The sequence below is a fragment of the Hyphococcus sp. D3-15 genome, assembly GCF_055809375.1.
Genome location: NZ_CM147910.1, coordinates 961,720 through 986,517 on the forward strand (window position 1 = coordinate 961,720; position 24,798 = coordinate 986,517).

At 59.2% G+C, this 24,798-nt stretch carries 24 protein-coding genes, 1 tRNA gene, 1 pseudogene and 1 riboswitch; of the genes and pseudogenes, 15 read left to right on the forward strand and 11 right to left on the reverse strand.

The annotated features are described in order from the left end of the window. Window positions 1-53: 53 nt before the first annotated feature. Window positions 54-163, forward strand: a riboswitch (TPP riboswitch). A 50-nt stretch (window positions 164-213) separates the two neighbouring features. The 3 genes from thiC to AC0L8G_RS04970 all read left to right on the forward strand — a co-directional run bounded on the left by thiC (window position 214) and on the right by AC0L8G_RS04970 (window position 4,032). Then, window positions 214-2,118 (forward strand): phosphomethylpyrimidine synthase ThiC, encoded by a 1,905-nt coding sequence (thiC, locus tag AC0L8G_RS04960; RefSeq protein WP_473387316.1) that lies wholly within the window; start codon window positions 214-216, stop codon window positions 2,116-2,118. Window positions 2,119-2,170: 52 nt separating this feature from the next. Beyond that, window positions 2,171-3,175, forward strand: a complete 1,005-nt coding sequence (locus tag AC0L8G_RS04965) for a ParA family protein (RefSeq protein ID WP_473387318.1) — start codon at window positions 2,171-2,173, stop codon at window positions 3,173-3,175. A 125-nt stretch (window positions 3,176-3,300) separates the two neighbouring features. Beyond that, window positions 3,301-4,032, forward strand: coding sequence for an SIR2 family NAD-dependent protein deacylase (locus tag AC0L8G_RS04970; RefSeq protein WP_473387320.1), 732 nt, complete (start codon window positions 3,301-3,303; stop codon window positions 4,030-4,032). Between the two features lie 489 nt (window positions 4,033-4,521). Here the strand turns inward: AC0L8G_RS04970 and AC0L8G_RS04975 are convergent, their stop codons facing one another. Then, window positions 4,522-4,911, reverse strand: coding sequence for an endonuclease domain-containing protein (locus AC0L8G_RS04975; RefSeq protein WP_473387322.1), 390 nt, complete (start codon window positions 4,909-4,911; stop codon window positions 4,522-4,524). Between the two features lie 97 nt (window positions 4,912-5,008). Here AC0L8G_RS04975 and AC0L8G_RS04980 point away from each other — a divergent pair, with 97 nt between their 5' ends. After that, the gene (locus tag AC0L8G_RS04980) at window positions 5,009-5,887 is read left to right on the forward strand and encodes a c-type cytochrome (RefSeq protein WP_473387324.1); all 879 of its coding nucleotides are present in this window, start codon (window positions 5,009-5,011) and stop codon (window positions 5,885-5,887) included. Window positions 5,888-5,971: 84 nt separating this feature from the next. Beyond that, the gene (locus AC0L8G_RS04985; RefSeq protein WP_473387326.1) at window positions 5,972-6,382 is read left to right on the forward strand and encodes an MAPEG family protein; all 411 of its coding nucleotides are present in this window, start codon (window positions 5,972-5,974) and stop codon (window positions 6,380-6,382) included. A gap of 17 nt (window positions 6,383-6,399) precedes the next feature. Here AC0L8G_RS04985 and AC0L8G_RS04990 read toward each other — a convergent pair whose 3' ends face one another. After that, window positions 6,400-7,119: a sulfite exporter TauE/SafE family protein gene (locus AC0L8G_RS04990; RefSeq protein ID WP_473387328.1), complete on the reverse strand. Its 720-nt coding sequence runs from the start codon at window positions 7,117-7,119 to the stop codon at window positions 6,400-6,402. Window positions 7,120-7,316: 197 nt separating this feature from the next. On the opposite strand from AC0L8G_RS04990, the gene AC0L8G_RS04995 reads away from it, so the two are divergent. Next, window positions 7,317-7,496 (forward strand): hypothetical protein, encoded by a 180-nt coding sequence (locus AC0L8G_RS04995; protein WP_473387330.1) that lies wholly within the window; start codon window positions 7,317-7,319, stop codon window positions 7,494-7,496. A gap of 201 nt (window positions 7,497-7,697) precedes the next feature. On the opposite strand, the pseudogene AC0L8G_RS05000 reads toward AC0L8G_RS04995, so the two are convergent. Continuing rightward, window positions 7,698-8,848: pseudogene (locus AC0L8G_RS05000) on the reverse strand (serine hydrolase domain-containing protein). 174 nt (window positions 8,849-9,022) lie between these two features. On the opposite strand from AC0L8G_RS05000, the gene AC0L8G_RS05005 reads away from it, so the two are divergent. Then, window positions 9,023-10,312: an O-acetylhomoserine aminocarboxypropyltransferase gene (locus AC0L8G_RS05005; RefSeq protein ID WP_473387331.1), complete on the forward strand. Its 1,290-nt coding sequence runs from the start codon at window positions 9,023-9,025 to the stop codon at window positions 10,310-10,312. Window positions 10,313-10,403: 91 nt separating this feature from the next. Beyond that, complete coding sequence (locus tag AC0L8G_RS05010; protein ID WP_473387333.1) at window positions 10,404-10,715, forward strand: hypothetical protein; 312 nt, start codon at window positions 10,404-10,406, stop codon at window positions 10,713-10,715. 59 nt (window positions 10,716-10,774) lie between these two features. Here the strand turns inward: AC0L8G_RS05010 and AC0L8G_RS05015 are convergent, their stop codons facing one another. Beyond that, complete coding sequence (locus AC0L8G_RS05015; RefSeq protein WP_473387335.1) at window positions 10,775-11,713, reverse strand: AEC family transporter; 939 nt, start codon at window positions 11,711-11,713, stop codon at window positions 10,775-10,777. A gap of 120 nt (window positions 11,714-11,833) precedes the next feature. Here AC0L8G_RS05015 and AC0L8G_RS05020 point away from each other — a divergent pair, with 120 nt between their 5' ends. The 3 genes from AC0L8G_RS05020 to AC0L8G_RS05030 are packed head-to-tail and all read left to right on the forward strand — an operon-like array spanning window position 11,834 to window position 14,481. Continuing rightward, window positions 11,834-12,688: a tetratricopeptide repeat protein gene (locus AC0L8G_RS05020; RefSeq protein ID WP_473387336.1), complete on the forward strand. Its 855-nt coding sequence runs from the start codon at window positions 11,834-11,836 to the stop codon at window positions 12,686-12,688. Beyond that, window positions 12,685-13,857: an aminotransferase gene (locus AC0L8G_RS05025; RefSeq protein WP_473387337.1), complete on the forward strand. Its 1,173-nt coding sequence runs from the start codon at window positions 12,685-12,687 to the stop codon at window positions 13,855-13,857. The genes AC0L8G_RS05020 and AC0L8G_RS05025 overlap by 4 nt, the downstream gene beginning before the upstream one ends. An 18-nt stretch (window positions 13,858-13,875) precedes the next feature. Next, entirely contained in the window at window positions 13,876-14,481 is a 606-nt protein-coding gene (locus AC0L8G_RS05030; RefSeq protein WP_473387339.1) for a thioredoxin family protein, read from the forward strand. Between the two features lie 5 nt (window positions 14,482-14,486). Here the strand turns inward: AC0L8G_RS05030 and AC0L8G_RS05035 are convergent, their stop codons facing one another. Next, window positions 14,487-15,674, reverse strand: a complete 1,188-nt coding sequence (locus AC0L8G_RS05035; protein ID WP_473387340.1) for an NAD-dependent epimerase/dehydratase family protein — start codon at window positions 15,672-15,674, stop codon at window positions 14,487-14,489. A gap of 213 nt (window positions 15,675-15,887) precedes the next feature. Here AC0L8G_RS05035 and AC0L8G_RS05040 point away from each other — a divergent pair, with 213 nt between their 5' ends. After that, on the forward strand, window positions 15,888-16,583 hold the full coding sequence (locus AC0L8G_RS05040; RefSeq protein WP_473387342.1) for a phosphoadenylyl-sulfate reductase: 696 nt from the start codon (window positions 15,888-15,890) through the stop codon (window positions 16,581-16,583). On the opposite strand, the gene rfbA is transcribed toward AC0L8G_RS05040, so the two are convergent. The 6 genes from rfbA to AC0L8G_RS05070 form a co-directional block, all read right to left on the reverse strand. Then, entirely contained in the window at window positions 16,584-17,450 is an 867-nt protein-coding gene (gene rfbA, locus AC0L8G_RS05045) for a glucose-1-phosphate thymidylyltransferase RfbA (RefSeq protein WP_473387344.1), read from the reverse strand. Further along, window positions 17,447-18,313, reverse strand: a complete 867-nt coding sequence (gene rfbD, locus AC0L8G_RS05050) for a dTDP-4-dehydrorhamnose reductase (RefSeq protein WP_473387345.1) — start codon at window positions 18,311-18,313, stop codon at window positions 17,447-17,449. The genes rfbA and rfbD overlap by 4 nt, the downstream gene beginning before the upstream one ends. A gap of 37 nt (window positions 18,314-18,350) precedes the next feature. Then, window positions 18,351-19,403 carry a dTDP-glucose 4,6-dehydratase gene (gene rfbB, locus AC0L8G_RS05055; protein WP_473387347.1) on the reverse strand — a complete coding sequence of 351 codons (1,053 nt, stop codon included), beginning with the start codon at window positions 19,401-19,403 and terminating at the stop codon, window positions 18,351-18,353. 256 nt (window positions 19,404-19,659) lie between these two features. After that, entirely contained in the window at window positions 19,660-19,899 is a 240-nt protein-coding gene (locus AC0L8G_RS05060) for a GIY-YIG nuclease family protein (RefSeq protein ID WP_473387348.1), read from the reverse strand. 165 nt (window positions 19,900-20,064) lie between these two features. Then, a tRNA-Ala gene (locus AC0L8G_RS05065) sits at window positions 20,065-20,140 on the reverse strand. A 157-nt stretch (window positions 20,141-20,297) separates the two neighbouring features. Continuing rightward, a complete protein-coding gene (locus AC0L8G_RS05070) occupies window positions 20,298-20,726 on the reverse strand; it encodes a TIGR02300 family protein (RefSeq protein WP_473387349.1) in 429 nt (142 codons plus the stop codon). 120 nt (window positions 20,727-20,846) lie between these two features. Here AC0L8G_RS05070 and aroA point away from each other — a divergent pair, with 120 nt between their 5' ends. The 3 genes from aroA to rpsA all read left to right on the forward strand — a co-directional run bounded on the left by aroA (window position 20,847) and on the right by rpsA (window position 24,791). Beyond that, a complete protein-coding gene (gene aroA, locus AC0L8G_RS05075; RefSeq protein ID WP_473387351.1) occupies window positions 20,847-22,193 on the forward strand; it encodes a 3-phosphoshikimate 1-carboxyvinyltransferase in 1,347 nt (448 codons plus the stop codon). 49 nt (window positions 22,194-22,242) lie between these two features. Continuing rightward, window positions 22,243-22,914 carry a (d)CMP kinase gene (gene cmk, locus AC0L8G_RS05080; protein ID WP_473387352.1) on the forward strand — a complete coding sequence of 224 codons (672 nt, stop codon included), beginning with the start codon at window positions 22,243-22,245 and terminating at the stop codon, window positions 22,912-22,914. A 215-nt stretch (window positions 22,915-23,129) separates the two neighbouring features. Next, a complete protein-coding gene (gene rpsA, locus AC0L8G_RS05085; RefSeq protein WP_473388800.1) occupies window positions 23,130-24,791 on the forward strand; it encodes a 30S ribosomal protein S1 in 1,662 nt (553 codons plus the stop codon). Window positions 24,792-24,798 lie beyond the last annotated feature (7 nt).

Here is a 24,798-nt window from a genome sequence, read left to right on the forward strand (position 1 = left end):
TGGCGGCGTTAGATCCCTGTTGTTGCGGCGCGGCTTTTTATGATAGACAGGCGGCACATTCCGAGGGGCGCCGGCGTTACCGGCTGAGATCAGGTTTTTTCACCTGGGCACCCTTTGAACCTGATCGGTTAAGACCGGCGTAGGGACGGATCGCTTTGCTTTCTCTTTCAACGCCAGAAGACCCGATCGCCATTTGAAAGTGAGCGCTCAGCGGTGAACAAACACATCCCCCAATCCGACTTCAAAACCCCGGAAGTGACCACGGGGTCGCTGCCGTCTTCGCGAAAGACCTATGTCGCCGGCGATCTTCACAAGGATATCCGCGTGCCCGTGCGCGAGATCGATCTGCATCCGAGCGCGGGCGAGCCGCCCGTGCCGGTCTATGACACGTCGGGGCCCTATACCGACCCGACGGTGACCATCGATGTTGAAAAGGGCCTCGCCCGCAGGCGCACCGAGTGGATCAAGGAGCGCGGACATGTCGAGGAATATGAAGGCCGCGAGGTGAAGCCGGAAGACAATGGCGGCGCGAGCGGAAAACACCTCGCCCGCGAATTCCCGATCAAGAACCGTCCGCTGCGCGGCACGGGAACCGGCCCGGTCACGCAATATGAATTCGCCAAAGCGGGCGTCATCACCAAGGAGATGGAATTCGTCGCGATCCGCGAAAATCTCGGCCGCAAGGAAATGCTCGATGGTGCGGAGGAGCGCGTGGCGCTCGGCGAAAGCTTCGGCGCGGACATCCCGCCCTTCATCACGCCGGAATTCGTGCGCTCGGAAATCGCCCGCGGCCGCGCGATCATCCCGTCCAACATCAACCACCCGGAAATCGAGCCGCAGATCATCGGCCGCAATTTCCTCGTGAAGATCAACGCCAATATCGGCAACTCCGCCGTGGCATCTTCTGTTGAAGAAGAAGTCGACAAGATGGTCTGGGCGACGCGCTGGGGCGCGGATAATGTCATGGACCTCTCAACGGGCCGCAACATCCACAACACCCGCGAATGGATCATCCGCAACTCGCCGGTCCCCATCGGCACGGTGCCGATCTATCAGGCGCTGGAGAAGGTGAACGGCGTCGCGGAGGATTTAACCTGGGAGGTCTATCGCGACACGCTGATCGAACAGGCCGAGCAGGGGGTCGACTATTTCACCATCCATGCGGGCGTGCGCCTGCCTTACATTCACCTCACCGCCGACCGCGTCACGGGGATTGTCTCGCGCGGCGGCTCGATCATGGCGAAATGGTGCCTCGCCCATCATCGCGAGAGCTTCCTCTACACCCATTTCGAAGATATCTGCGAGATCATGCGCAAATATGACGTGTCCTTCTCGCTGGGCGACGGGCTGCGTCCGGGCTCCATCGCGGACGCCAATGACCGCGCGCAATTCGCCGAGCTTGAAACCCTCGGTGAACTGACGAAAATCGCCTGGGACCATGGCTGCCAGGTGATGATCGAGGGGCCGGGCCACGTCCCGATGCACAAGATCCGCGTCAACATGACGAAGCAGCTGAAAGAATGCGGCGAGGCGCCGTTCTATACGCTGGGGCCGCTCACCACCGACATCGCGCCGGGCTACGACCACATCACGTCGGGCATTGGCGCGGCGATGATCGGCTGGTTCGGCACGGCGATGCTTTGCTATGTGACGCCGAAGGAGCATCTTGGGCTGCCCGACCGCGACGATGTGAAAGTCGGCGTCATCACTTACAAGCTCGCGGCGCATGCCGCCGATCTCGCCAAGGGCCACCCGGCGGCGCAGGTGCGCGACGATGCGGTCTCCCGCGCGCGTTTTGATTTCCGCTGGGAAGACCAGTTCAATCTGGCGCTGGACCCTGAAACCGCGCGCGATTATCACGACCAGACCTTGCCCAAGGAAGCGCACAAGGTCGCGCATTTTTGTTCCATGTGCGGGCCGAAATTCTGCTCCATGAAAATCACCGCCGATGTGCGCGACTATGCGGCGGGCCTTTCCGACAATGAGAAGAAAGACCTCGAACGCGCGACCCAGGACGCCCGCGCCGGCATGAAAGACATGTCCGCGAAATATAAGGAAATGGGCTCGGAGCTGTATCTCGAAGCGGACGCGGTGAAAAAGGCGAATGAGGGGTTGTAGACCGAATCAAAAAGACGAATTAGAGTGAATAAATCAAATTGGACAAAGTATAATGAAATCTATTGCGTTCTTTAATAACAAAGGAGGGGTTGGGAAGACAACTCTATTGACTAATGTTGCCGCCTATATGGCTCTCCATATGGGCAAGAGTGTGCTTGTGGTTGATGCGGATCCGCAATGCAATGCGTCTCAAATTATGTTGTCGGATCAAGTAATTGAAAAACTTTATGGCGAGCCCAAAAACGATTTTACAATTTACAGCGTGATCCATCCACTTTCGATTGGAAAAGGATACAATGATGAAATTTCCCCGCGTGAAATTGAAAGTTTTGGAGTTGATTTGGTTCCGGGAGATCCACGCCTAGCTCTGAAAGAGGACTTATTGTCAACGGATTGGCAGGCGGCAATTTCAGGTCAAATACGTGGTCTGCGGACATCTTTTGTTTTTAGGGATTTCTTAAGTAGGTGCGAAGATTACGACTACGTTTTGTTCGATGTCGGGCCGTCTCTTGGTTCGATAAACCGGTCTGTGTTGCTAGCTTGCGATTTCTTTTTAAGCCCAATGTCGATCGATATTTTCAGCTTACGTGCGATTGAGAATATATCGATATCTATAACGGAGTGGCGAAAAAAATTGGAATCGGGACTTCAGCTGGCTGAACAAGATGCTCTGGAAGATCTGGCTGATATTTCTGGCTTTCAAATTTTGTTCGCGGGTTACGTGGCCCAGCAATATGTTCAGAAGACTGAGCAAGGCACAAAACGTGCGGTGGCTGCATATGACCGAATAATGAAGCGAATACCTGGTCATGTAAAAAAGTACTTTATTGAAAAATTTAGCCAAGAAGCTAACGAGGTAGATTATAGTCTCGGCAGTGTTTCCAACCTCTATAGCTTGGTGCCAATGTCACAAACTTCACGAAAGCCAATCTTTGAGCTCAAGTCGCGCGATGGGGTGCGCGGTGGACACTTCAATCGGGTCAAGGAGGCGGAGGAAACATTCGGAAATGTTGCTCAGAGAATTTGTGAGAATGTAGATTTGCTGAGTGGCGAATGATCAGATGGCCAGAGAACCTGATTCGAGATCTTGCGCGGAGGCGATGCGTCTTAGTTATAGGGTCAGGGGTTTCTGTAAATTCGGCGACCGCGGATGGCGCACGCCCCCCAACGTGGGGGGCGTTTTTGGCGGATGCCCATACGCGTCTTGATGCACCTAAACGAGTTATCCAGTCCGCGTTAAAGCGTTTCGAATATCTAGAGGCATGTGCTTATTTGAAAGATGAATTAGGGGAAAATGCTTGGCGGCTACTCGTTAGAGACACATTTCTTACGCCCCATTACATTCCGGCAGGGATACATGCTGCTATACTGGATATTGACCCGCGCATTGTAATCTCAATGAACTTCGATCGTATTTATGAGCGCTATGTTCATTCGCGGGATCAGCAGACATTTATCGTAAAAAAATATAATGAAGGAGACGTTAGACAAGTTCTTTCCGGTAGTGATCGATACGTATTGAAGCCGCATGGTTCGGCCGAAGATTTGCCGTCGATGATTTTTACTCTTGAGGACTATGCAAGGGTGCGTGTTGAATATGCTCAATTCTACCAGATGATAGAAGCACTCATGGCGACACATTCGTTCCTGTTCCTGGGGTGCGGGCTATCGGACCCTGACATAAAGCTGTTATTCGAAGATCATAGATTTAAATTCGACGAAGCCCCACATTTTATGACGCTTCCTAAACCCGTAGCATCCGAAACGCGCAGTTTGATTTCCAGAACCCGTGGAATCACCATTCTCCCTTATTCATCAGTGAATAATCATCTTGAGTTGACTGAGTCCTTGGAGAGTCTAGTCGATCAGGTGTCGTTGGTGCGTGATGATATCGCCGTTTCACGAAACTGGTAACTTCTACTTGGTTCAGCAAGCGTAGGGCGGGTTAGCGCAGCGTAACCCGCCATTTTCTGCGCGGAAGCTTTTGATTGGCGGGTCAAGACCCGCCCTACGGTTCAACACCCCCTCCGTCGCCCCCGGGTTTAATCCGGGGTCGACACCTCCCCCATCGGGATGGGGGAGGAGGGCGCTACAATTGAAATGTTAGAAAGCGTTGCGGCGTTGAGGTTGAGCGGAACAGTAAAGCGTTCGCCCTCTTCCCCCGCCCGCGCGCGAAGGCGCGCAAGCGGAAATGCGGGGGAAGTGCCGAGCATCGCGAGGCGATGGGGGTGGTTGGGGCGCTGACGGAGGAAACCCCGTTGGTTTTTGCGTGCAAAATACCCCCTCCGTCACTTCGTGACACCTCCCCCGCCAGCGGGGAGGAGGGCGCCGCTGCTTCAAGGTTAGTACAAGTTTCTCTTCCCCCGTTTACGGGGGAAGTACCCGCGAAGCGGGGGATGGGGGTTACTCAGCTTCGTTGTCAGGTTCCGTCTTCAAGAACAAAACCGAGTTCCGCGCGGCCTCAAGGATTGTCTCCAGGACGCCATCCATATTGTAATAGATCTCGCGGTTCCAGAAGCGCAGCACCTGCCAGCCTTCGCTCGCCATAAACGCGTCTCGCTTTGCGTCATGGGCCAGCGCGTCGTCGAACCCGTGCTGTTCGCCGTCGCATTCGATGACGAGCATCGCCTCGAGGCACGCGAAGTCGGCGATATAGGGCCCGATCGTATGTTGTCGGCGGAAGCGATAATTCCCGAGCTGACGATTGCGCAGGCGCACCCACAGGCGCCGTTCCGCCTCGGGCATAATCTTGCGCAGGTTTCGCGCGCGCCTATGCGGTTTGCGGATCGCCATGGGCCGAGATTAACCCCCGCCGCCGCATCGCGACAGCGCGGCTTTTCCCATCATCCCGGGCGCCCTATGCTTTGCGCCCGACCGGAGGAGAGAGTTGATGCTGCGCATTCTGGCCATTCTTGCCGGCGCTGCTGCGGGCCTCGTCGCGATCGGCTTTGGCGGCGTTTACGTCTTAAGCGAGGCGAAATTTCGCGACGTGACATACGGGCCGGCCTTCGCCGCGCCGATCCTCACGGACGCTGCGTCGATTGAACATGGCCGCCATATTGCGCGCACGCGCGGCTGTTTCGGCTGTCACGGCCAGCAGCTTCAGGGCATGGATTTCGGCGAGCAATGGGACTGGCCCGAACGCGCCGTGGCGCCGAATCTTGCGCTTTATGCGCGCGCGCATGACGACGCGGCGCTAGAGGCCGCGATCCGCCAGGGCATCGGCGCCGACGGCAAGGCGCTGACCTCCATGGTCTCCTATAATTTTGCACGTCTCAGCGACGGCGATCTGGCGGCGCTGATTGCTTTCCTCAGATCGGCGCCGGTGGTGGAGGTCGATCTGCCCGAACCGAAGCTTGGCTGGCGCGCGCGCTGGGCGTTCCTGACGGGCAAAGAGAAAAACATGGCGGAATGGGTGGCGGCGGTTCCGCCCTTGCGCGTTGACGCCGAAGCGGAGCCGCAGCGCGCCTTTGGCGAATATCTCGCCATGACCATGTGCAATGAATGTCACGGACTCGATTTGCGCGGCGCGACCTTGTGGGATGCGGTGACGCCGGACCTGATCACCGTCGCGGCCTATTCGCGCGATGAGTTCGAAAAACTGATCACCACCGGCGTCGCCATGAGCGGTCGCGAACTCGGCCTGATGCAGCTTGTCGCGCCCGACCGGTTTCCCGAGCTCTCACCGGAAGAGATCGACGCGCTTTATGCGTATCTCCTGACGCTGAATGACGAGCCCGTTGCGGAAGGCGTGTTCTGGCGGCCCTGAAAGGCCCTGCCGCCGGGGCGGTCGAAGTCTTGCTCAGCCCCCTGAACGCCCTTAAAGCGGACGCAATCACGAAAGGATTTAGCCATGGCCTATGCGCTTTTATCTGTCGGCCTGATGGGGCTTTTGGTGTTTCTGCTCGGCTTTAATGTCAGCCGGGTGCGCGGCTCGGTGATGCACACCCAGCATGAGGCGGAGGGCGATCCGAAAAGCCCGCTCAGAAAAGCGATCCGCGCCCATGGCAATTGCATCGAGTATGCGCCGACCCTGTCGCTGCTCATTCTCGCGCTTGGCCTGCGGCTGCCCTTGATGCCCTGGTGGATTGCGGCGGTGATGCTGGCGGCGGTCGCCTCGCGCTATATTCATGCGGCGGGCGTCTTGACCGGCGAAAGCGTTTACAAAGGCACGCCGCTGAAATTCATCGGCGCGCTCGGCACTTACATCACCGGCGCGGTGCTGTCTGTGTTGCTGGTCTTGCATGCGGCGTCGCTGTTCTAGCGAGTGCGCGCCGGCGCTTAGCTGCTGATATTGGTTGCAACAATCACCAGCCCCAGGATCAGACATAATCCGTAGACGGCCTTTGACAGCGTGGCGGGCGACATGCGCGCGGCGATGCGCCGGCCGATAAAGCTCGCGGCCACAAGGCCGGGCAGGCTCACTGCAAACAGCGTTAAAACTTCGCGCGTCCAGAAGCCGGCGATGGCGTGGCCGGCGCCGATCATGATCGCGAGCGGCAGGAAGAACGCCTGCGTCACGCCGAGAAAGCGCGCCGGGCTCCAGCGCCGCATGGCGCCGTAAAGAATGACTGGCGGGCCGGGAATATTATAGGCGCCGCCCAGGATGCCGCCGAGAAACCCGGCGAGAAAACGCCAGCGCCGGTCTTTCAGTTCTTTGGCGGGCGGGCGGATGAGCGAGTAGAGGCTGAACGCCGCGATGATCAGGCCGAGCCCGATCAGCAAGGGTTGGCGCGGCGCATGGGCGAGAATGTAGATCCCTACAGGAATGCCCGCCGCCGCCGCCGCGATCAGCCCCGCCGCCTCGCCGAAATGCACATCCTTGCGGTAATGAAACAGCATCAGGCTGGCGAGGACGCAGCCGCCCAGCGCCACCAGCGCAGCCGCCGAAGGCGCATCCAGCATCAAGGCGAGCAGCGGCATGGCGACCAGCGCAAAGCCGAAGCCGATGGCCCCCTGCAACAGCGCCGCGACGAACATGATGAGGATGATCCAATGCATCAGGGCGGTTTAGCCGGTTCCGCGACGATGGAAAGGGGCGATTGAGCGCTGTCCGCCCGGCTTTGCGTCACGCAGGGAGGCCGGTCGTCGGCGGCCCCGCGCATTTTTTGCGCTTTTTGCTTGACGCATGTCTATGCAATGTATATACAAAGTATATTCATTGTATCGCCCTGTGGGCGGCCCCTGCGAGCAAGCCGATGGCTGACAAAAATAAAAGCAAAAAGGCGACAAAAAAAGACAGTCAGCTGATCATACGCATTAATCGCAAGGATCGTGATCGCTTTATCGAGCGCTGCGATGAACTCGACACCAGCGCGGCGCGGGAGATTCGCCGTTTCATCAGGGCGTTCCTTGACTCCAAAGAACCGCCGCGCTGACAAAATCTGTTAGGAGAAAAAAGATGGCGAAGAGCCGCGTAAAAAAACTCAAAAAAGAAATCAAGGGCCGCAAAAAAATCATCGGCAAGCAACAAGCAAAACTAAAAAAAGCAAAACGGGCGCTTAAAAAAGCCGCCTAAACTCTCAGCGCCGGGCCGGCCTTGTGTCGCCCGGCGCTTTTCATGTGGCCTACAGAAAAAATCAGTGTGCGGCCTGTTTGTCCGCCCGCACGGTCTCCAAAACCAGATCGGCAAGCGCCCAGCCCTTTTCGGACGCCTCGACATTCGACCCATTGCAGAACACGACGACGGCGCTGCCGTGCGCGGGAAAGCGCGAATAATAGGTTGAAAAGCCGACCCAGTGGCCGGTGTGGTGGATGATCGCCTCGCCCTTATAATCGCCAATGGCGAGGCCATAGCCATAGGTTGCACCCGGCGACATGGGCTCCCATTCCCCGACATTGGCCGGCCCATAGGGCGCGGTCATGGTTGCGGCGATCCCTTCGGGCAGCGTGTTGCTGGCGAGCGCCTGGTCCCATTTCAGATAGTCGTTCAGCGTGGTGTAGACGCCGCCATCGCCGATGAAATCGAGATTGGTGTCGTAGGTTTCATAACCGCCACCCCCTCCAGGTCTTCGGGCGCCAGATATCCGCTGACGCGGTTCTTGACGACGGCGTTGACATTGTCGTTGAAAAAACTCGCATCCATGCCGAGCGGTAAAAAGATTTCTTTGTCGGCGAAAATGCGCAGGCTTTCGCCGCTGACGCGCTCGACCACCTGGCTGAGCAGGAAGTAGGCGAGGTTGGAATATTCCCATTGCGCGCCGGGCTGGTGCAGCAGGGGCTGTTTCGCGACTTCCGCAAAAAACTCCTCGACAGTCCAGTAGTCCTCATTGCCAAAGCGGAAGGGAACGCCCGGGCGCACCTCGAAATGGTTTACGTCGCTTTCATAATCGCCCATGCCGGAAAGATGGTGGACCATCTGGCGGATGGTCACCGGCGCGCCATAGTCCGCAAGCTCCGGCAGATAGGCGTGAACATCCGCATCAAGATCAATCTCCCCGCGCGCGGCGAGAATGGCGATGGCGGCGGCGGTGAATTGTTTCGACAGCGAGCCCATGCGAAACACGCTGTCCGCCGTGATGGGCGCGTCATATTCGAGATTGGCGAGACCGTAGCCTTTGGCGTGGGTATAGGCGCCGCCTTCAATGACGCCGGCGGCGCAGCCTGGCTGATCGCCGGCGATATCTGAAAAAATCGCATCGATCTTTTCAGCGCGCGGCGATGGCGGTGTTTCCTGCTGCGCGCAGGCGCCAAGCGCCATGACGGAAAGGACGGCGACGGATCGGATCATGAAAAGCCCCACTTGATCTTGTTTGCAAAGGGTACACGCGACAATGGCGGCGGGAAAGCATCAACATGCTGCGCAGGAATCGGAATGATAGATCCGGCTGACCTACCGCCGCCGTGATATCTGCGCTAAGCCATTGCAGCAGAATGCCCGCAATGATGCGACAGGGGAATATTCATGACCGAAGAGACACCGAACTACCAATTCGAAACCGCACAATTGCATGCGGGCGCCGCGCCGGACCCGACAACCAAATCGCGGGCTACGCCGATCTATCAGACCGTCGGCTATGTCTTTGACGACGTGGATCAGGCGGCGCGGCTGTTCAATCTTGAAGAGTTCGGCAATGTCTATACGCGGATCATGAACCCGACGACGGATGTTCTTGAACAGCGCGTCGCGGCGCTTGAGGGCGGAACCGCGGCGCTGGCGGTTGCGTCGGGTCATTCAGCGCAGCTTGTGGTGCTGCATACGCTGCTTGAGCCCGGTGATCGTTATGTGGCGGCGCGCCAGCTCTATGGCGGATCGGTCAATCAGTTCGATCACGCCTTCAAGCGTTTTGGCTGGGAGGTTGATTGGGCCGATGCGCGCGATCCGGAAAGTTTCCGCAAGGCGCTGACGCCGAAGACCAAGGCGATCTTCATTGAAAGCTTCGCCAATCCCGCGGGCGCGCCCACCGACATTGCGGCCATCGCGGCGATTGCAAAAGAAGCGGGCGTGCCGCTGGTCGTCGACAACACATTGGCCTCGCCCTATCTCTGCCGCCCGTTTGAGCATGGCGCCAATATTGTCGTGCATTCCTTGACGAAATTTCTCGGCGGTCACGGCACCTCCATGGGCGGGATCATTGTCGATGGCGGCAATTTCGACTGGTCGGCGGATGCGCGCTTCAAACATCTTGTCGAGCCGAATGACGATTATCACGGGATCGAGTTCTACAAGAGCTTCGGGCCCATGGCGTTCGCGATCGCATGCCGCGTGTTGGGCCTGCGCGCGCTTGGGCCGACAATTTCGCCGTTCAATTCATTCATGATCTTACAAGGCATCGAAACCTTGTCCCTGCGTATGGAGCGTCATTGCGAGAACGCGCTCAAGGTTGCGGAATTTCTTGAAGTACATGAAAAGGTCGCCGGGGTCGGTTATCCGGGACTGCCAAGCGATCCGAACCACGCCTTGATGAAGAAGCTTTCGCCCAAGGGCGCCGGTTCGGTGTTCACCTTCCGCCTGAAAGGCGGTTATGCGGCGGGCGTTGAAGTGGTGAAATCAGTAAAGCTGTTCAGTCATCTCGCCAATGTGGGTGATGCGAAAAGCCTGATCATCCATCCGGCCTCCACAACCCATCGTCAGTTGACGGATGAGCAGAAAACAGCGGCGGGCGCCGGGCCGGATGTGGTGCGCCTGTCTGTGGGCATAGAGAACGCCGACGACATCATCGCCGATCTGGCGCAAGCCCTCGCAAAGGTATAGTGCTGATTTTAAAGGGATATTTCCGAAGCGAACTTTTCCGTTCCCGGATTGTTAGCTCCATGACGTTTTTGACAAGGAAAGGGGAATTGAAATGAACACCAAGAAAATCCTGATGAGTGCGGCCTTTGCTTTTGCGGCGACGAGCCTCGTTGCCTGCGGCGACAAGTCGGCGGAAGACGAAGTCGAAGATGCGGCCGATGACGCCGGCGATGCGCTGGAGGAACTCGGCGAAGACATCGAAGACATGACTGACAAGACAGTCGATTCCGTCGAAGAAGCGGCGGAAGACGTAAAAGACGGCGCGGAAGAAGCCGCCGAAGAAACCGGTGAGGCGATGGAGGAGGCGGCGGAAGAGACCGAGGAAGCCGTCGAAGACGCCACCGATGACGAGCCTAATCACTAGGCCGGAACTTTTCTGTCTGAAACAAAATACGGCGTCGCGCCTTTGCGCGGCGCCGTTTTTTATCGCACGCCAACGAGCCACAAGGTGAGCGGAACCGTCGCTGCGGAAATGATCACGCCGAGTGCGATCGCGCCGGAGACGGCGGCGACGCTGGCGTTTTCCTTGATTGCGAACAGATAGGGGTTCATGCCGGTGGGCAGCGCGGCGAAAATCGTCACCAGCGCCGTTTCGCGCTGCGGCAGGTGAAACGCATAAGCGGCGAGCAACCATGCGATCAGCGGAAACACCGCCATTTTGAGCGCCATGATGGTGGCGACGCCGGCAATATTGCCGCGCAGGGGATAGGCGGCGACCGCAAGGCCGAGCGCGAACAGCCCGGCGGGGATCGCCGCATCGCCGCCAAGGTCGATAATCCGCTCGCCGATAACGGGCATGGTCAGGCCGCCCGCATTCCACAGCGCGCCCGCCGCCAGCGCCAGCACTACGGGGTTCTTGGCCAGCGATACGAGCACGCCGCCGGTGACTTGCAGAAGATTGACGTCGCGCTGGCGGGCGGAAAGCTCCGCCCACAAGGTGCCGAAGAACCAGTGGCTCGCCGCATGCACGGCGATGATGAGCGCGGCGATGATCAGACCCTCTTCGCCAAAAGCGAGATAGGCGATGGAAAGGCCCATCATGCCGAGATTGCCGAAGGTCGAGGCGAAGGCGGCGCCGGACCCGCCGGCATCGCCCAGCCCCTTCACCCGCCGGACGCCAAGCGCGACCAGGGCCCAGATGATTGCGGCGGCGGAATAATAGGCGCCCCACACGCCTGTCGCCGCATGGCTCACATCCACGGACTGCATGGTGCGGAACAACAGCGCCGGCACACAGAAATACAGAACGAAATCGTTGATGGCTTTCGTCCCCTCGCGGGCGAACAATCCGGTCTTCGCCGCGGCGTAGCCGCATGCGATGATGAAAAAGACCGGCGCGATGATGTTGAGGATCTCGGACATGGCGGAGCAGCGATGTCACTTCTGCGCGGTGATGTCGAGAGGGCGCATGCGTTTGCCGTTCGGCCATGGATGCGGCGGGCGCAATCGGCTATCAAGGTTTGACGGAATGGGAGAAGTCGGATGATGCGGGGTGTGTTCGCTGCGGTTTTATTATTCGCCGGGATGGCGAATGCGCAACCGGCAGATGAATTTACGGCGAAGCAGGAAGCGCTGCTGGCGCAGGCGCGCGCGTCCCTGGCTGCTGACCCGGAAGATTCCGACGCGATGATCTGGGCCGGGCGCCGGCTCGGTTATCTTGGCCGTTATGATGAGGCGATGGATGAGTTTCGCGCCGGTTGGGCGGATTTTCCCGAAGATGCGCGGTTTCCGCGCCATCTTGGGCACCGGCTGATCACAACACGCAACTTCGAAGATGCGGAGAATGTGCTGCAGGCGGCGGCGGATTTGATGGCGGCGAAGCCGGACCGGATCGAACCGGACGGGCTGCCCAATGCGGCGGGCATTCCTACTTCGACGCTCAAGGGCAATATTTTTTACCACCTCGCGCTTGCGCATTATCTGCAAGGTGATTTTTCAAAAGCCGCGACGATATGGGCGCAGGCGGCGGCCGTTGCCGACAATCCGGATGCGGCGGCGGCGAGCCGCTATTGGCTCTATTTGTCACGCATGCGCGCCGGCGATCGCAATGGCGCGGCGGCGGCGCTCGCGCCGGTCACTGCGGATTGGGCGCTGATCGAGAACCATGATTACCACCGGCTTTCCCTGTGTTTCAAAGGCGAGGATGATTGCGCCGCTCTTGAAACCGAAGCGATGGCGAGCGAGGGCGTCGCCGCCGGCACGCTGCTTTACGGGCTGGGCGCGAAAGCGCTGATTGACGGCGATAAAAAAGGCGCGCGAAAAATTTTCGCTCGCATCCTCGACGGCGCCGCGCCGACGAGCTTCGGTTACATCGCCGCAGAAGCGGAAACGCAATGACGCGCGGCTTCAATCCTGTTTACTCCGCCCGGCCCGAGTCGATTTTTCCAACCATGTCAAAGCTCGCCCGGGCGCATGATGCGATCAATCTCGGACAGGGCTTTCCCGACGAGGACGGGCCGAGTGAAATCCGCAAGATCGCGGCGCAGGCGATCCTTGACGGGCCGAACCAATATGTGCCGGTGGAGGGCACGCCGGAATTGCGCGAGGCGGTCGCGCGGGACAATAAGCGGTTTTACGATCTCAATATTGATCCCTATACGGAGACAATGGTCTGCACCGGCGCCACGGAGGGGCTGGCGGCGGCGTTTCAGGGCTTGCTGACGCCGGGCGATGAGGCGGTGTTGTTCGCGCCGTTCTATGAAAGCTATGCGCCGCAGATTGAAGCTGCTGGCGGAGTGATCCGGTTCGTTGAGCTGGCGCCGCCCGCCTGGCGGCTCGATGCGGAAAAGCTTGAGGCCGCGATCACGCCCAGGACCAAGCTGCTGGTCATCAACACCCCGCATAATCCGCTCGGCAAGGTGATGAGCCTGGCGGAGCTTGAAATCGTGGCGGATGCGGCGCGCCGGCATGATCTCTTTGTGGTGTGCGACGAGGTCTATGAAAAGCTGGTCTATGACGGCGCGAAGCACATCCCGCTGATGACGCTGCCCGGCATGCGCGACCGCGCAATCCGGATCGGCTCCGCGGGCAAAAGCTTTTCGCTCACCGGATTTCGCATCGGGTATGTCACGGCGAGCGCGCCTTTGATCACCGCGATCATGAAGGCGCATACGCATCTTTCCTATACTTCGCCGGGCGCGCTGGAGCGGGCGGTCGCCGCCGGGCTCAATCTTGGTGACGACTATTTCGAGGCCTTCGCAGGCGGCCTGCAGGCCAAGCGCGATCTGCTGGCGTCCGGGTTGCGGGCGGCCGGGCTTGAAACCATGCCGTGCGAGGGAACCTATTTCATCACCGTCGATATCCGTTCCGTCGGATATAACGATGATGTGACTTTCTGCCGGGAGATTACCGAGAAGGCGAAGGTTGCGGCGGTGCCGATTTCCGCCTTTTATCATTCATCCCAGGCGCATGCGCCGCGAAACTATGCGCGCTTTTGCTTCTGCAAGCGCCCGGAAATTCTCGAAGAAGCCGCAAGCCGCCTTACCGGCTATTTTGCAAAGCGTTGATGCGCGCAGGAGTGATGGATGAAAACTGGATTGGTTCTGGCGGCGCTGTTGAGCACATTCATTTCCGGCTGCGCCGTGGCGAAAACCACCGTGGGCGCGGCGGGGAGCGTTGCAAAGGCGACGGTGGAAACAACGGCGAGCGTTACCGGCGATGTGGTTGAGGCGGCGGTCAGCGATGGCGATGACGACGCTCATCACGGGAAGAAATCCGCCCATCATGATGATGATCCGCGCCCGTTCGATGCAAGCCGCAACGCGATGATGGATGTGGACATCGCGTTCCGCAGCGCGGCGGCGAGCCAAAAGAACGTGCTGTTGGTGCTTGGCGGGAACTGGTGCCATGACAGCCGCGGCATCGCAGCGAAGTTCGAAGAACCGGAACTCGCGGCGGTCCTTGCGGCCGGCTATGAATTGGTCTGGGTGGATGTGGGCTATCGCGACCGAAATCTCGATGTCGCAACGCGGTTCGGCGTGATGGAGCTTTACGGCACGCCGACCGTGCTGATTGCTTCCCCGGAAGGCGAGTTGCTCAATCGCGACAGCGTGCATGACTGGCGCAGCGCAGCGTCCATTTCCTATGAAGAGACGCTGCGCTATTTCGAAACTTACGCCGGCGGGCGCTAAGCCGTTTAGGCGTTCGATTTGCCTTGCTGCTCTGTGGTCCAATAGGACACGCAGGGGATTTTGGTCTTGTCACAGCGATGCGCGTATTTTCTCGCGATCTCGGTGACTTCCTCAAGCAGGCCCGCTTCGAGGGTGATCGGATCGAGGCCAAGACCCAACAGGCGCTGGTTTTCGACATGCAGGTCGTTTTCAGCGTCTTCTTTGCGCGGGTTGTTCACATATTCGATTTTGGCGCCGGTTTTGTCGACGATCAGTTGAGCCAGATCGCGCACCCGGTGGGTCTCGGTCATCTGATTGAGGATGCGCACCCGCTCGCCATGTTGCGGCGGCGTTTCAATCGCAAGCTCGATGCATTTGACCGTGTCTTGAATATGGATAAAGGCGCGGGTCTGGCCGCCCGTGCCATGCACGGTCATCGGAAAGCCGACCGCCGCCTGCATCAAGAAGCGGTTCAGCACGGTGCCGTAATCGCCGTCATAATCGAAGCGGTTGATCAGGCGTTCGTCTTTTTTGGTTTCTTCCGTTTGCGTGCCCCAGACGATGCCCTGATGGAGATCGGTGATCTTCAGTCCGTCATTCTTGTTGTAGAAGGCGAACAGCAACTGATCCTGGGTTTTGGTCATGTGATAGATCGAGCCGGGATTGGCCGGGTACAGAATTTCCTGACGGATCTCTCGACCATCATCGGCTTCGATCTTGATTGGCAGATAGCCCTCGGGAATTTTCATGCCCGCCGTGCCGTAGCCGTAGACACCCATGGTGCCCAGATGGACGAGATGCGCGTCGACGCCGCTCTCGACAATGGCGGCGAGCACGTTGTTCGTCGCATTGAGATTGTTATCGACCGTATACCGTTTGTGGTAGGATGATTTCATCGAATAAGGCGCGGCGCGCTGTTCGGCGAAATGCACGATCGCGTCAGGCTCGAAATCCTTGATCAGGTTCATCAGCCGCGCATAGTTTTTGGCAACGTCGATATTCTCGAACATGATGCGCCGGCCGGAAACTTCTTCCCACGCCTTGAGGCGAGTGGACACCGGCATGATCGGGGTCAGCGACTCCACTTCAAGCTCGATATCAATCTTGCGACGGGAGAGATTGTCGACAATCACCACGTCATGGCCAACGCTCGATAGATGCAGCGCCGTCGGCCACCCACAAAAACCATCTCCCCCAATCACCAGGATCTTCATATCGCTTCCCAAGTCCAGAAATTGCCGCGTCATTCCGCGATCAGCGCGAAATTCATAATCGCTCGTCTTAGAGCCCAGATGGCTCTGTAGGCAACCCCCGGGCGCTCCAATCGGCGCCGGATTCATGGGGGCTGGCGATTGACGGCCAGCATTGCGGACCGCTAGCCTTTTGCGGCGCAGCGAAGTTTGCGGCGCTATCACGGGAAGCTTGCCTTGGCGGCCATTGAGGACATGACCAGCAGCCTGAACAGTCTCTATGAGGGCTGGGGCGCTGAGGCGATCATCGCCCATGCGGCGCGGGAGGCGTTTGTCGGCCGCATCGCCTTTGTTTCGTCTTTCGGGGCGGATTCGGCTGTCCTGCTGCACCTTATGGCGTCAGTGGACCCGGCGATCCCGGTGCTGTTTCTCGACACCAACAAGCTGTTTGGCGAAACCGTGCGCTACCGCTCCCGGTTGCAGCATCATCTTGGGCTGGAAGACGTTCGGGTGATCGGTCCCAGAAAGCGCGACCTGGAGCGCGACGACCCCCAGGGCGTGTTGTCGATGCGCGATCCCGACGAATGTTGCCGCCTTCGAAAAGCCGAACCCTTATCGCGCGCATTGAAGGGATTTGATTGCTGGGCCACGGGCCGCAAGCGCCACCAGACCGAATTTCGCAAGGCGATGAATGTGGTTGAACATGACGGCGCGAATTTCAAACTCAATCCGCTGGCCGGTTGGACTCGCGCTGATATTTCAGAATATTTCAACGCCCACAAACTGCCCGAGCATCCGCTGGTCCGGCAGGGTTACTTTTCCATCGGGTGCATGCCCTGCACGTCTAAGGTCGCTGACGAAAATGACGCCCGCTCCGGCCGCTGGGCGGGGCAGGCGAAAACCGAATGCGGCATTCATTCCGGCAAGACGTAACTACTCGTCTGCGAGCCGCAACAAATACTGACCATACTGATTTTTCTTCAGCGGCTCCGCCAGCGTCTTTAATTGCGCGCGGTCGATATAGCCGGAGCGGAATGCGATCTCTTCCGGGCAGGAAACCTTCAGGCCCTGACGGGCCTCAATGGTCTGAACGAAATGCGCCGCTTCGAGCAGTGATTCATGGGTGCCGGTGTCGAGCCAGGCGAAGCCGCGGCCGAGCATCTGCGCGCGCAGGCCGCCATCATTCATATACATTTCGTTCAAGGTCGTGATTTCAAGCTCACCGCGATGGGAAGGCTTTACCTGCTTGGCGCGCTCGACCACGGTCTCGTCATAGAAATACAAACCGGTGGCGGCGAAGTTTGATTTCGGCTTCGCAGGTTTTTCTTCGATCGAAATCACTTCGCCATTCGCGCCGAATTCAACAACGCCATAGCGTTCCGGGTCGGTGACCTGATAGGCGAAAATCACCGCGCCGGAGTCGAGGCTCGCCGCATCGCGCAGTTGTTTGGTCAGGCCCTGGCCGTAAAAAATATTGTCGCCGAGCACGAGCGCGCATTTGTCGCCGGCGATAAATTCTTCGCCGATGATGAAGGCCTGGGCGAGCCCGTCCGGCGAGGGTTGTACGGCGTAACTGAAATTGACGCCCCATTCGCTTCCGTCATTCAAGAGGCGTTCAAAGGAGGCGCGATCTTCCGGCGTTGTGATGATCAGTATATCGCGTATGCCCGCGAGCATCAGCACGCTCAGCGGATAGTAGATCATCGGCTTGTCGTAGATCGGCGTCAGTTGCTTTGAGACGCCGCGGGTCACCGGATAGAGCCGGGTGCCTGAACCGCCTGCGAGAATGATCCCCTTCATGTGCCTTGTCCCTCTGTCTTTAGCGCGGCGATGACCCGGCGCGCGCTGGCGCGCCAGTCCGGCTGGCCAATCCCGAATTCCCGCTCGATCTTCGCGCAATCGAGAACGGTGTTGAGCGGCCGTGTCGCCGGCGTCGGATAGTCGCTGGTTGGTATGTGTGAAACTTTAACGGGACGTCCTGCGATCTCGAAAATCTTTTCCGCGAAGCCGGCCCAGCTGATTTCGGGCGCGCCCTGAAAGTGATAAATCCCCGCGCCCGGCGCGCCGCGATGTTTTTTGCCGGCGATAGCGAGCAGCGCGCGGGCGATGTCGCTTGCGTCTGTCGGGCCGCCGATCTGATCGGCGACAACGGAAAGCGCGTCGCGCGTTTCCGAAAGGCGCAGCATGGTCTTCACGAAGTTTGCGCCATATTCTGAAAACACCCAGGAGGTGCGGATGATCACGGCGCCCGGATGGGCGGCCGCGACAGCGTTTTCCCCGGCCAGTTTCGTGGCGCCGTAAATATTGAGCGGCGCAGTTGGCGCATCTTCATCGAGGCGGTCTTTCGCCGCGCCATCAAAAACATAATCCGTGGACAGATGCAGGAAGGGAAGGCCGGCTTCATGCGCGGCCTCGGCCATTTCCTGCGGCGCATCCGCATTAAGGCGCTGCGCTGCAGTTTCATCGCTTTCTGCTTTGTCGACCGCGGTATAGGCGGCGGCGTTGATGACGATTTCGGGCGCATGGTCAGCGATCGCCTGACGCGCGGCGCCGGGCGTCATCAAATCCGCATCATCGCGGCCGAGCGCGATGACGGCGTCGCCTGCGGCGGCCTGCAAGGCGCGAGCGACCTGACCGTTTTTGCCGAAAACCAGCATGCGCATGGCGCGCCTTCGCTTTCTTTTTCGTCTGTCGTTCGGACTAGGCGGATTTAAGGCCCTGACGCTTGGCGACGTCGAAGCCGCGCTGGCGGATTTTCTCCCACCAGCCCTGATTGTCGAGATACCACTTCACCGTGTCGCGCATGCCTTCTTCGATCGTATGCGCAGGCGTCCAGCCCAACTCGCGCTCGATCTTGTCGCAGTTGATGGCGTAGCGCTGGTCGTGGCCGGGGCGGTCGGCGACGAATTTGATCAGTCCGTCATGGGGCGCGTGGGCGGACTCTTTGAGCTCTTCATCGAGCACCTTGCAGATCATTTTGACGAGATCGAGATTGGTGCGCTCGGCGCGCCCGCCAATATTGTAGGTTTCGCCCGGAACGCCCTTGCGCGCGGCAAGCAGCAACGCGTCGGCGTGATCTTCAACATGCAGCCAGTCGCGAATATTGTCGCCCTTGCCATAGATTGGAATCTCGCGGCCTTCCAGCGCGGCGATGATGACGACGGGGATCAGTTTTTCAGGAAACTGATAGGGGCCGTAATTATTCGAGCAATTGGTGACGATCACCGGCAGGTCGAATGTTTCGCGCCAGGCGCGCGCCAGCATGTCGGAAGATGCTTTCGCAGCAGAGTAGGGCGAGTTCGGTTGATAGGGCGAGGTTTCGGTGAACTCGCCGGTCGGGCCTAATGATCCGTACACCTCGTCTGTGGAGATGTGATGAAAGCGGAAGCCTTCCGGCGCGTCGCCGCTGGCGACATAGCCGCGCGCGGCCTCCAGCAATGCATAGGTGCCGACAATATTGGTCTGGATGAAGGCGCCGGGGCCGTCGATGGACCGATCCACATGCGTCTCTGCGGCGAGGTTCATGACCGCGTCCGGCTTGAACTCGGCCATTAACCGCGCCATCGCCGGGAAGTCGCAAATGTCCTCTTCGGCGAAGCGGTAGCGCGGATTGTCCGCGATCATCGCCACATTATCGGGATTGGCGGCGTAAGTGAGCTTGTCCACATTCAGGACATCATCTCCGTCCGCAATGGCCTGGCGCACCACGGCTGATCCAATAAAGCCGGCGCCGCCGGTAACCATAAGCCTCATGGGTCGTCTCCCTCTCGTCCGCCATGCGGACCTTCGCCATTTAGCAGCAAGATTTGCGCCGCAGCATTTCTGCTGAAAATGTCTAACACGGCGCGGGGGCGTTTGAAGCCGTTCCGGGCGAAAATTAAGTTAACGAAAGAGGGGTAACCGCGGGCGCCAAGCTTAAGAGCTTTGGAGGCGTGGCTGAAAAGATTGAAGTTGCGATTTCAAAAGCGCGACTGCGCCTCTTTAAAAGCGCGACTGCGCTTCGCCTAGCTTAAAGCCTTTTGGCGGCAAACGCCCTGCCTGACCCGGATTTCAGGTATTTCTCAAACGCGATGGCCCGGTCATGGTCATTAAAGGCCATGTAAGTCTGGACGCGCCATGGTTTGTATTTGGAGGTGTGTGGGACGCTGCCGGCATTGTGTTTTTTTAGTCGCGACTCAAGGTCGTCCGTAAGGCCGGTATAGTGGCGGGTCTCGTCCGCTATGCTTTGCAGTATGTAAACATACTTCATCCAGTCCGCCTCCGCCAAGGCTTCGGCGGGACAGCCTTCGCCTAGCTTAATGCATGCTCATGGCGGGAAGGTATCAATTCAGGCTGGCTTGCCAAGCCAAAGCCAGCATCCGCGCGCGAAGGCGCGCATCTTGTGGATTGACCGCCTTCGCGGTCGGGCGAAGGCTGGTGGAGCTAGTCGGGATCGAACCGACGACCTCTTGCATGCCATGCAAGCGCTCTCCCAACTGAGCTATAGCCCCATCTCAAGCCGCACAGCGCTTTGGGACGCGCCTCGTGCGTGGGTCTCGCCATGGCCCCGGGGGGCTTGTGCGAGCGGCGGAACCTAGCGACGCGGTTCCGCCGATGCAAGACGAAAATTCGACCCGGATTGAGGTCCGGTTTTCGTCTTCGCGATTCTTAGTCTTCGTCGTCGCCGCCGGTTTTGACGATCGAGGTCACATCATCGTCGTCGTCGTCATCGAGCAGGTCGTTATTGTCTTCTTCATCGTCGTCATCATCGATATCGACGCCGATATCTTCGATTCCCGCCAATTCATCATCGTCATCTTCATCGTCGTCCTCATCTAGGGCCGGACGGCGATTTGATTTCGGCGCTTTTTTCTCTTTGTCGGCGCTTTCGAGAGAGGTTTCCTTATCGGTCGGCTTCTTCGCCTCCGCCGGCGCTTCAGCTTCCTCTTCCTTGCGGGCCCGGCGCGGCTTCAGCAGCGCTTCGGGTACGAATTCGTGATCGCATTTCGGGCAATGCGCAGGCTCTTTGTTGAGGTCATAAAATCGGGCGCCGCATTCGGGGCAATCGCGCTTCACGCCGAGTTCTGGTTTGGTCATATGGTGGCCGTCCGTGGGCAAATATCTGATGAAAGCGGCCCTGTTGCCACGGGCGGGGGCGGCTGTCAAAAGGATTGCGCCCTTTTTCCCAGGAACGGGGCTTCAGGAGAGTTGATTTCGATGACAGCGACCAAGGCGCCGCCCGTCCGTATTGCGTCCAAACGCGCCAATGCGCGCCGCAGCGGCCCGTTAAACGGGGCCGCCACTGCGCCCGGCGACAAGTCTATCTCGCACCGCTCGCTCATTCTGGGCGGGATGAGCGCCGGAGAGAGCCGGATTACGGGATTGCTGGAGGCGGACGACGTTTTGCGGACGGCCGCGGCGATGCGCGTGCTGGGGGCCGAGGTGGAGCGCGATGGCGGCGGCTGGGTCGTTTCCGGCGCGCCATGGCGGAGCCCGGAGCGGGCGCTGTATCTGGGAAATTCCGGCACCGGGGTGCGGTTGATTATGGGCGCGGTCGCGGGCGCCGGCATTGCGGCGACGTTTGACGGCGACATTTCCTTGCGGTCGCGGCCCATGGGCCGGGTTCTTGAGCCATTGCGCATGATGGGCGCGGAGGCGACGGACCGTGACGGCCGCTTGCCGGTGACGCTCGCCGCCGGCGCGAAGCTTTCCGCCATCGCCGCCAAGCTGGCGACGCCCTCTGCGCAGGTCAAATCGGCGATCTTGTTGGCGGCGCTCGGCGCGGAAGGCGTGACGCGCATTCATGAGCCGGAACTGTGCCGCGATCATACGGAACGAATGCTGGCGGCGTTCGGGGTGGAGCTTGTCACCCAGGCGGACGGCGCAAGCGGGCGGTTCATTGAAATCGCCGGCGGTCAGACATTGACGTCATGTGACGTCGTGGTGCCGGGCGATCCGTCTTCTGCGGCGTTTCCGATCGCGGCGGCGCTGATTGTTCCCGGTTCCGATGTCACCATTAAAGGCGTGCTCATCAATCCGTTGCGCACCGGCTTTTACGATACGCTGCGCGAGATGGGCGCGAATATTTCTTTCGAAAACAGCCGCGTCGAAAATGGCGAGCCGGTGGCCGATATTCGCGCGCGGCATTCGGTGTTGTCCGGCGTGAGTGTGCCCGCAGCGCGCGCGCCGTCGATGATTGATGAATATCCCATACTTGCCATTGTCGCGGCGCACGCCCATGGCGAAACCATGATGAACGGGCTTGAAGAACTGCGCGTAAAGGAAAGCGACCGTATCGCTTGCGTCGAGGCGGGTCTGGCGGCGAATGGCGGCGATGCGGCGAGCGGGCCTGACTGGCTGCGCGTGCGCGGCAAGGGCGCTGGGCTCAAAGGCGGCGGTCATGTCAAAACTCATCATGATCATCGCATCGCCATGAGCTTTCTTGTCGCCGGTCTCGCCAGCGATAGGCCGGTGGAGATTGACGACGCCTCAATGATCGCAACGAGTTTTCCGGAATTTTTCGACCTGATGATGTCGCTCGGCGCAGATATGGGCCCGGCTTGATGCAGAACGCCTTGCCTTTGCCGCGCGCCTTCGCATAAGTGGCGTCCCGATGGACAACGCTTTCGGGACCTCTTCACTTGTCGTCGCGCTTGACGGCCCTGCCGCCTCTGGCAAGGGCACCTTGGCGCGCCTGATTTCGGATCATTACGGCTTTGCGCATCTCGACACCGGCACGCTTTATCGCGGCGTCGCCTGGGTGGTCATGAATGCGGGCGGCGATCCGAAAGATCCGGAGCTGGCGGCGGCCGCCGCCCGCGAATATGCGGTGGAGAAAATCACCGGCGCCGACATCCGCACCAAGGAAATCGGGGCGGCGGCGAGCGTTGTCGCGGCCAACAGCGCGGTCCGGTCGGCCCTTCTCGACTTCCAGCGCCGCTTCGCCAAAGCGCCGCCGAAAAACGCCGCCGGGGCGGTTCTGGACGGCCGCGATATCGGCACCGTGGTCTGCCCTGACGCCTCGGTGAAGTTCTTCGTCACGGCGAGCCCGGAAATCCGCGCCCACCGGCGCTGGCTGGAATTGGCGCCGGCCCGGCCGGGACTGGAAGAAGCCGAGATATATCAGGACCTTCTGGAGCGGGATGCGCGCGATGCGGCCCGCGACGACGCGCCCATGGCGGCGGCGGCGGATGCGGAGTTGCTAGATACGACTCATTTGTCTATAGACGCGGCCTTCGCGGCGGCGCGCCGCGTGATTGACGGCGTTTTCCGGCGCTGCGGCTGACAGGCCGTTCCGCCGACCGATCTCAGAAAACGTGTTTTTTTGTCCGTCTATCCGGAATCAGCGCCGTCATAACCTTAACTCGGCTCATTTGTCCGGCGGGGCCAACCCTCCGGAAAGACCGTCGGAACAACCGACAGGCACTTAAAGCTGAAAAACCGGAGACTATTTTAAACGTGTCTGAAACCCTTAACCCGTCCCGCGACGATTTCGCGGAAATGCTTGAAGCCTCCCTCGTCGACCGCCGCGATTTTGAAGAAACGGTCGTCAAAGGCGTCATCACCGCCATCGAAAAAGACGTTGCCGTCATCGATGTCGGTTTGAAAACCGAAGGGCGCGTCGCCCTCAAAGAATTCTCCCAGCCTGGCAAGCCGTCCGAGCTTAAAGTCGGCGACACCGTCGAAGTCTTTGTCGAGCGCGTTGAAAATGCGCAAGGCGAAGCGGTGATCAGCCGCGAAAAAGCGCGCCGCGAAGAAGCCTGGGACCGTCTCGAAAAAACTTTCGAAAAAGCCGAACGCGTCGAAGGCGAAATCTTCAACCGCGTCAAAGGCGGCTTCACCGTCGATCTCGGCGGCGCTGTTGCGTTCCTGCCCGGCAGCCAGGTCGATATTCGTCCTGTGCGCGACGCCGGCCCGCTGATGAACATGCCGCAGCCTTTCCGCATTTTGAAAATGGACAAACGTCGCGGCAACATCGTTGTTTCGCGCCGCGCTATTCTTGAAGAAGATCGCGCAGAACAGCGTCAGGAAGTGGTCAAGGAGCTCAATGAGGGAGATGAGCGCGAAGGCATCGTGAAGAACATCACCGAATATGGCGCGTTCGTCGAACTCGCGCCGGGCGTTGATGGACTTCTGCATGTCACCGACATGTCCTGGTCGCGCGTCAATCATCCGTCTGAAGTGCTCGGCGTCAACGACACCGTTCGCGTCAAGATCATCAAGATCAATCCGGAAACGCACCGCATCTCTCTCGGCATCAAGCAATTGTCGCCGGATCCGTGGGAAGGCGTCTCCGCGAAATACCCGATCAGCGCCAAGTTCAAAGGCAAGGTCACCAACATCACCGATTACGGCGCGTTTGTTGAACTGGAAGACGGCATTGAAGGCCTCGTCCACGTTTCAGAAATGAGCTGGGTGAAGAAGAACGTCCATCCGGGCAAGATCGTATCGACCTCGCAGGAAGTCGATGTGATGGTGCTCGAAGTCGACGAAACCAAGCGCCGTATTTCGCTCGGTCTCAAGCAGTGCGCCGACAATCCGTGGGAGCGTTTTGCAGAAGAGCATCCGATCGGATCGATCATCGAAGGCGAGATCAAGAACATCACCGAGTTCGGTTTGTTCGTTGGTCTCAACGAAGAGATGGACGGCATGGTCCACCTTTCCGATCTCGACTGGAACCGTTCTGGCGAAGACGCGATCAAGGATTACCAGAAAGGCCAGGTCATTCAGGCCAAGGTCCTCGATGTTGATCCGGAAAAAGAACGCATCTCGCTTGGCGTCAAACAGGTCGGCTCCGACCCGATGGACGCAATCGGCGGCATTTCTCGCGGCGCAGACGTAACCTGTGCGGTGACGGCCATCGAAAGCGGCGGCATCGAAGTTCAGATTGGCGGCGAAGAAGGCCCGAAAGCCTTCATCCGCAAATCGGACCTGTCGAAAGACCGTTCCGAGCAGCGTCCTGAGCGTTTCGCTGTCGGCGACAAGATCGACGCCCGCGTTACGGCGATCGACTCCAAGACGCGTCGCATCAACGTCTCCATCAAGGCGCGTGAAGTGGCTGAAGAAAAAGAAGCCGTCGAACAGTTCGGTTCTGCGGATTCCGGCGCTTCGCTCGGCGACATTCTCGGCGCCGCGCTGAAAGGCGCCAACAAAGACGACTAATCACGCT

Bases quoted from the DNA above. Each gene is read 5' to 3' on its own strand.
- aroA (WP_473387351.1), top strand. From the start codon at position 20,847: ATGACAGCGACCAAGGCGCCGCCCGTCCGTATTGCGTCCAAACGCGCC.
- rfbA (WP_473387344.1), bottom strand. From the start codon at position 17,450: ATGAAGGGGATCATTCTCGCAGGCGGTTCAGGCACCCGGCTCTATCCG.
- AC0L8G_RS04965 (WP_473387318.1), top strand. From the start codon at position 2,171: ATGAAATCTATTGCGTTCTTTAATAACAAAGGAGGGGTTGGGAAGACA.
- rfbB (WP_473387347.1), bottom strand. From the start codon at position 19,403: ATGAGGCTTATGGTTACCGGCGGCGCCGGCTTTATTGGATCAGCCGTG.
- AC0L8G_RS05010 (WP_473387333.1), top strand. From the start codon at position 10,404: ATGAACACCAAGAAAATCCTGATGAGTGCGGCCTTTGCTTTTGCGGCG.
- AC0L8G_RS05025 (WP_473387337.1), top strand. From the start codon at position 12,685: ATGACGCGCGGCTTCAATCCTGTTTACTCCGCCCGGCCCGAGTCGATT.
- AC0L8G_RS05035 (WP_473387340.1), bottom strand. From the start codon at position 15,674: ATGAAGATCCTGGTGATTGGGGGAGATGGTTTTTGTGGGTGGCCGACG.
- AC0L8G_RS04980 (WP_473387324.1), top strand. From the start codon at position 5,009: ATGCTGCGCATTCTGGCCATTCTTGCCGGCGCTGCTGCGGGCCTCGTC.
- AC0L8G_RS05020 (WP_473387336.1), top strand. From the start codon at position 11,834: ATGATGCGGGGTGTGTTCGCTGCGGTTTTATTATTCGCCGGGATGGCG.
- AC0L8G_RS04995 (WP_473387330.1), top strand. From the start codon at position 7,317: ATGGCTGACAAAAATAAAAGCAAAAAGGCGACAAAAAAAGACAGTCAG.
- AC0L8G_RS04975 (WP_473387322.1), bottom strand. From the start codon at position 4,911: ATGGCGATCCGCAAACCGCATAGGCGCGCGCGAAACCTGCGCAAGATT.
- AC0L8G_RS05015 (WP_473387335.1), bottom strand. From the start codon at position 11,713: ATGTCCGAGATCCTCAACATCATCGCGCCGGTCTTTTTCATCATCGCA.
- AC0L8G_RS05070 (WP_473387349.1), bottom strand. From the start codon at position 20,726: ATGACCAAACCAGAACTCGGCGTGAAGCGCGATTGCCCCGAATGCGGC.
- rpsA (WP_473388800.1), top strand. From the start codon at position 23,130: ATGCTTGAAGCCTCCCTCGTCGACCGCCGCGATTTTGAAGAAACGGTC.
- rfbD (WP_473387345.1), bottom strand. From the start codon at position 18,313: ATGCGCATGCTGGTTTTCGGCAAAAACGGTCAGGTCGCTCGCGCCTTG.
- AC0L8G_RS05060 (WP_473387348.1), bottom strand. From the start codon at position 19,899: ATGAAGTATGTTTACATACTGCAAAGCATAGCGGACGAGACCCGCCAC.
- cmk (WP_473387352.1), top strand. From the start codon at position 22,243: ATGGACAACGCTTTCGGGACCTCTTCACTTGTCGTCGCGCTTGACGGC.
- AC0L8G_RS04985 (WP_473387326.1), top strand. From the start codon at position 5,972: ATGGCCTATGCGCTTTTATCTGTCGGCCTGATGGGGCTTTTGGTGTTT.
- AC0L8G_RS04990 (WP_473387328.1), bottom strand. From the start codon at position 7,119: ATGCATTGGATCATCCTCATCATGTTCGTCGCGGCGCTGTTGCAGGGG.
- AC0L8G_RS05005 (WP_473387331.1), top strand. From the start codon at position 9,023: ATGACCGAAGAGACACCGAACTACCAATTCGAAACCGCACAATTGCAT.
- AC0L8G_RS05030 (WP_473387339.1), top strand. From the start codon at position 13,876: ATGAAAACTGGATTGGTTCTGGCGGCGCTGTTGAGCACATTCATTTCC.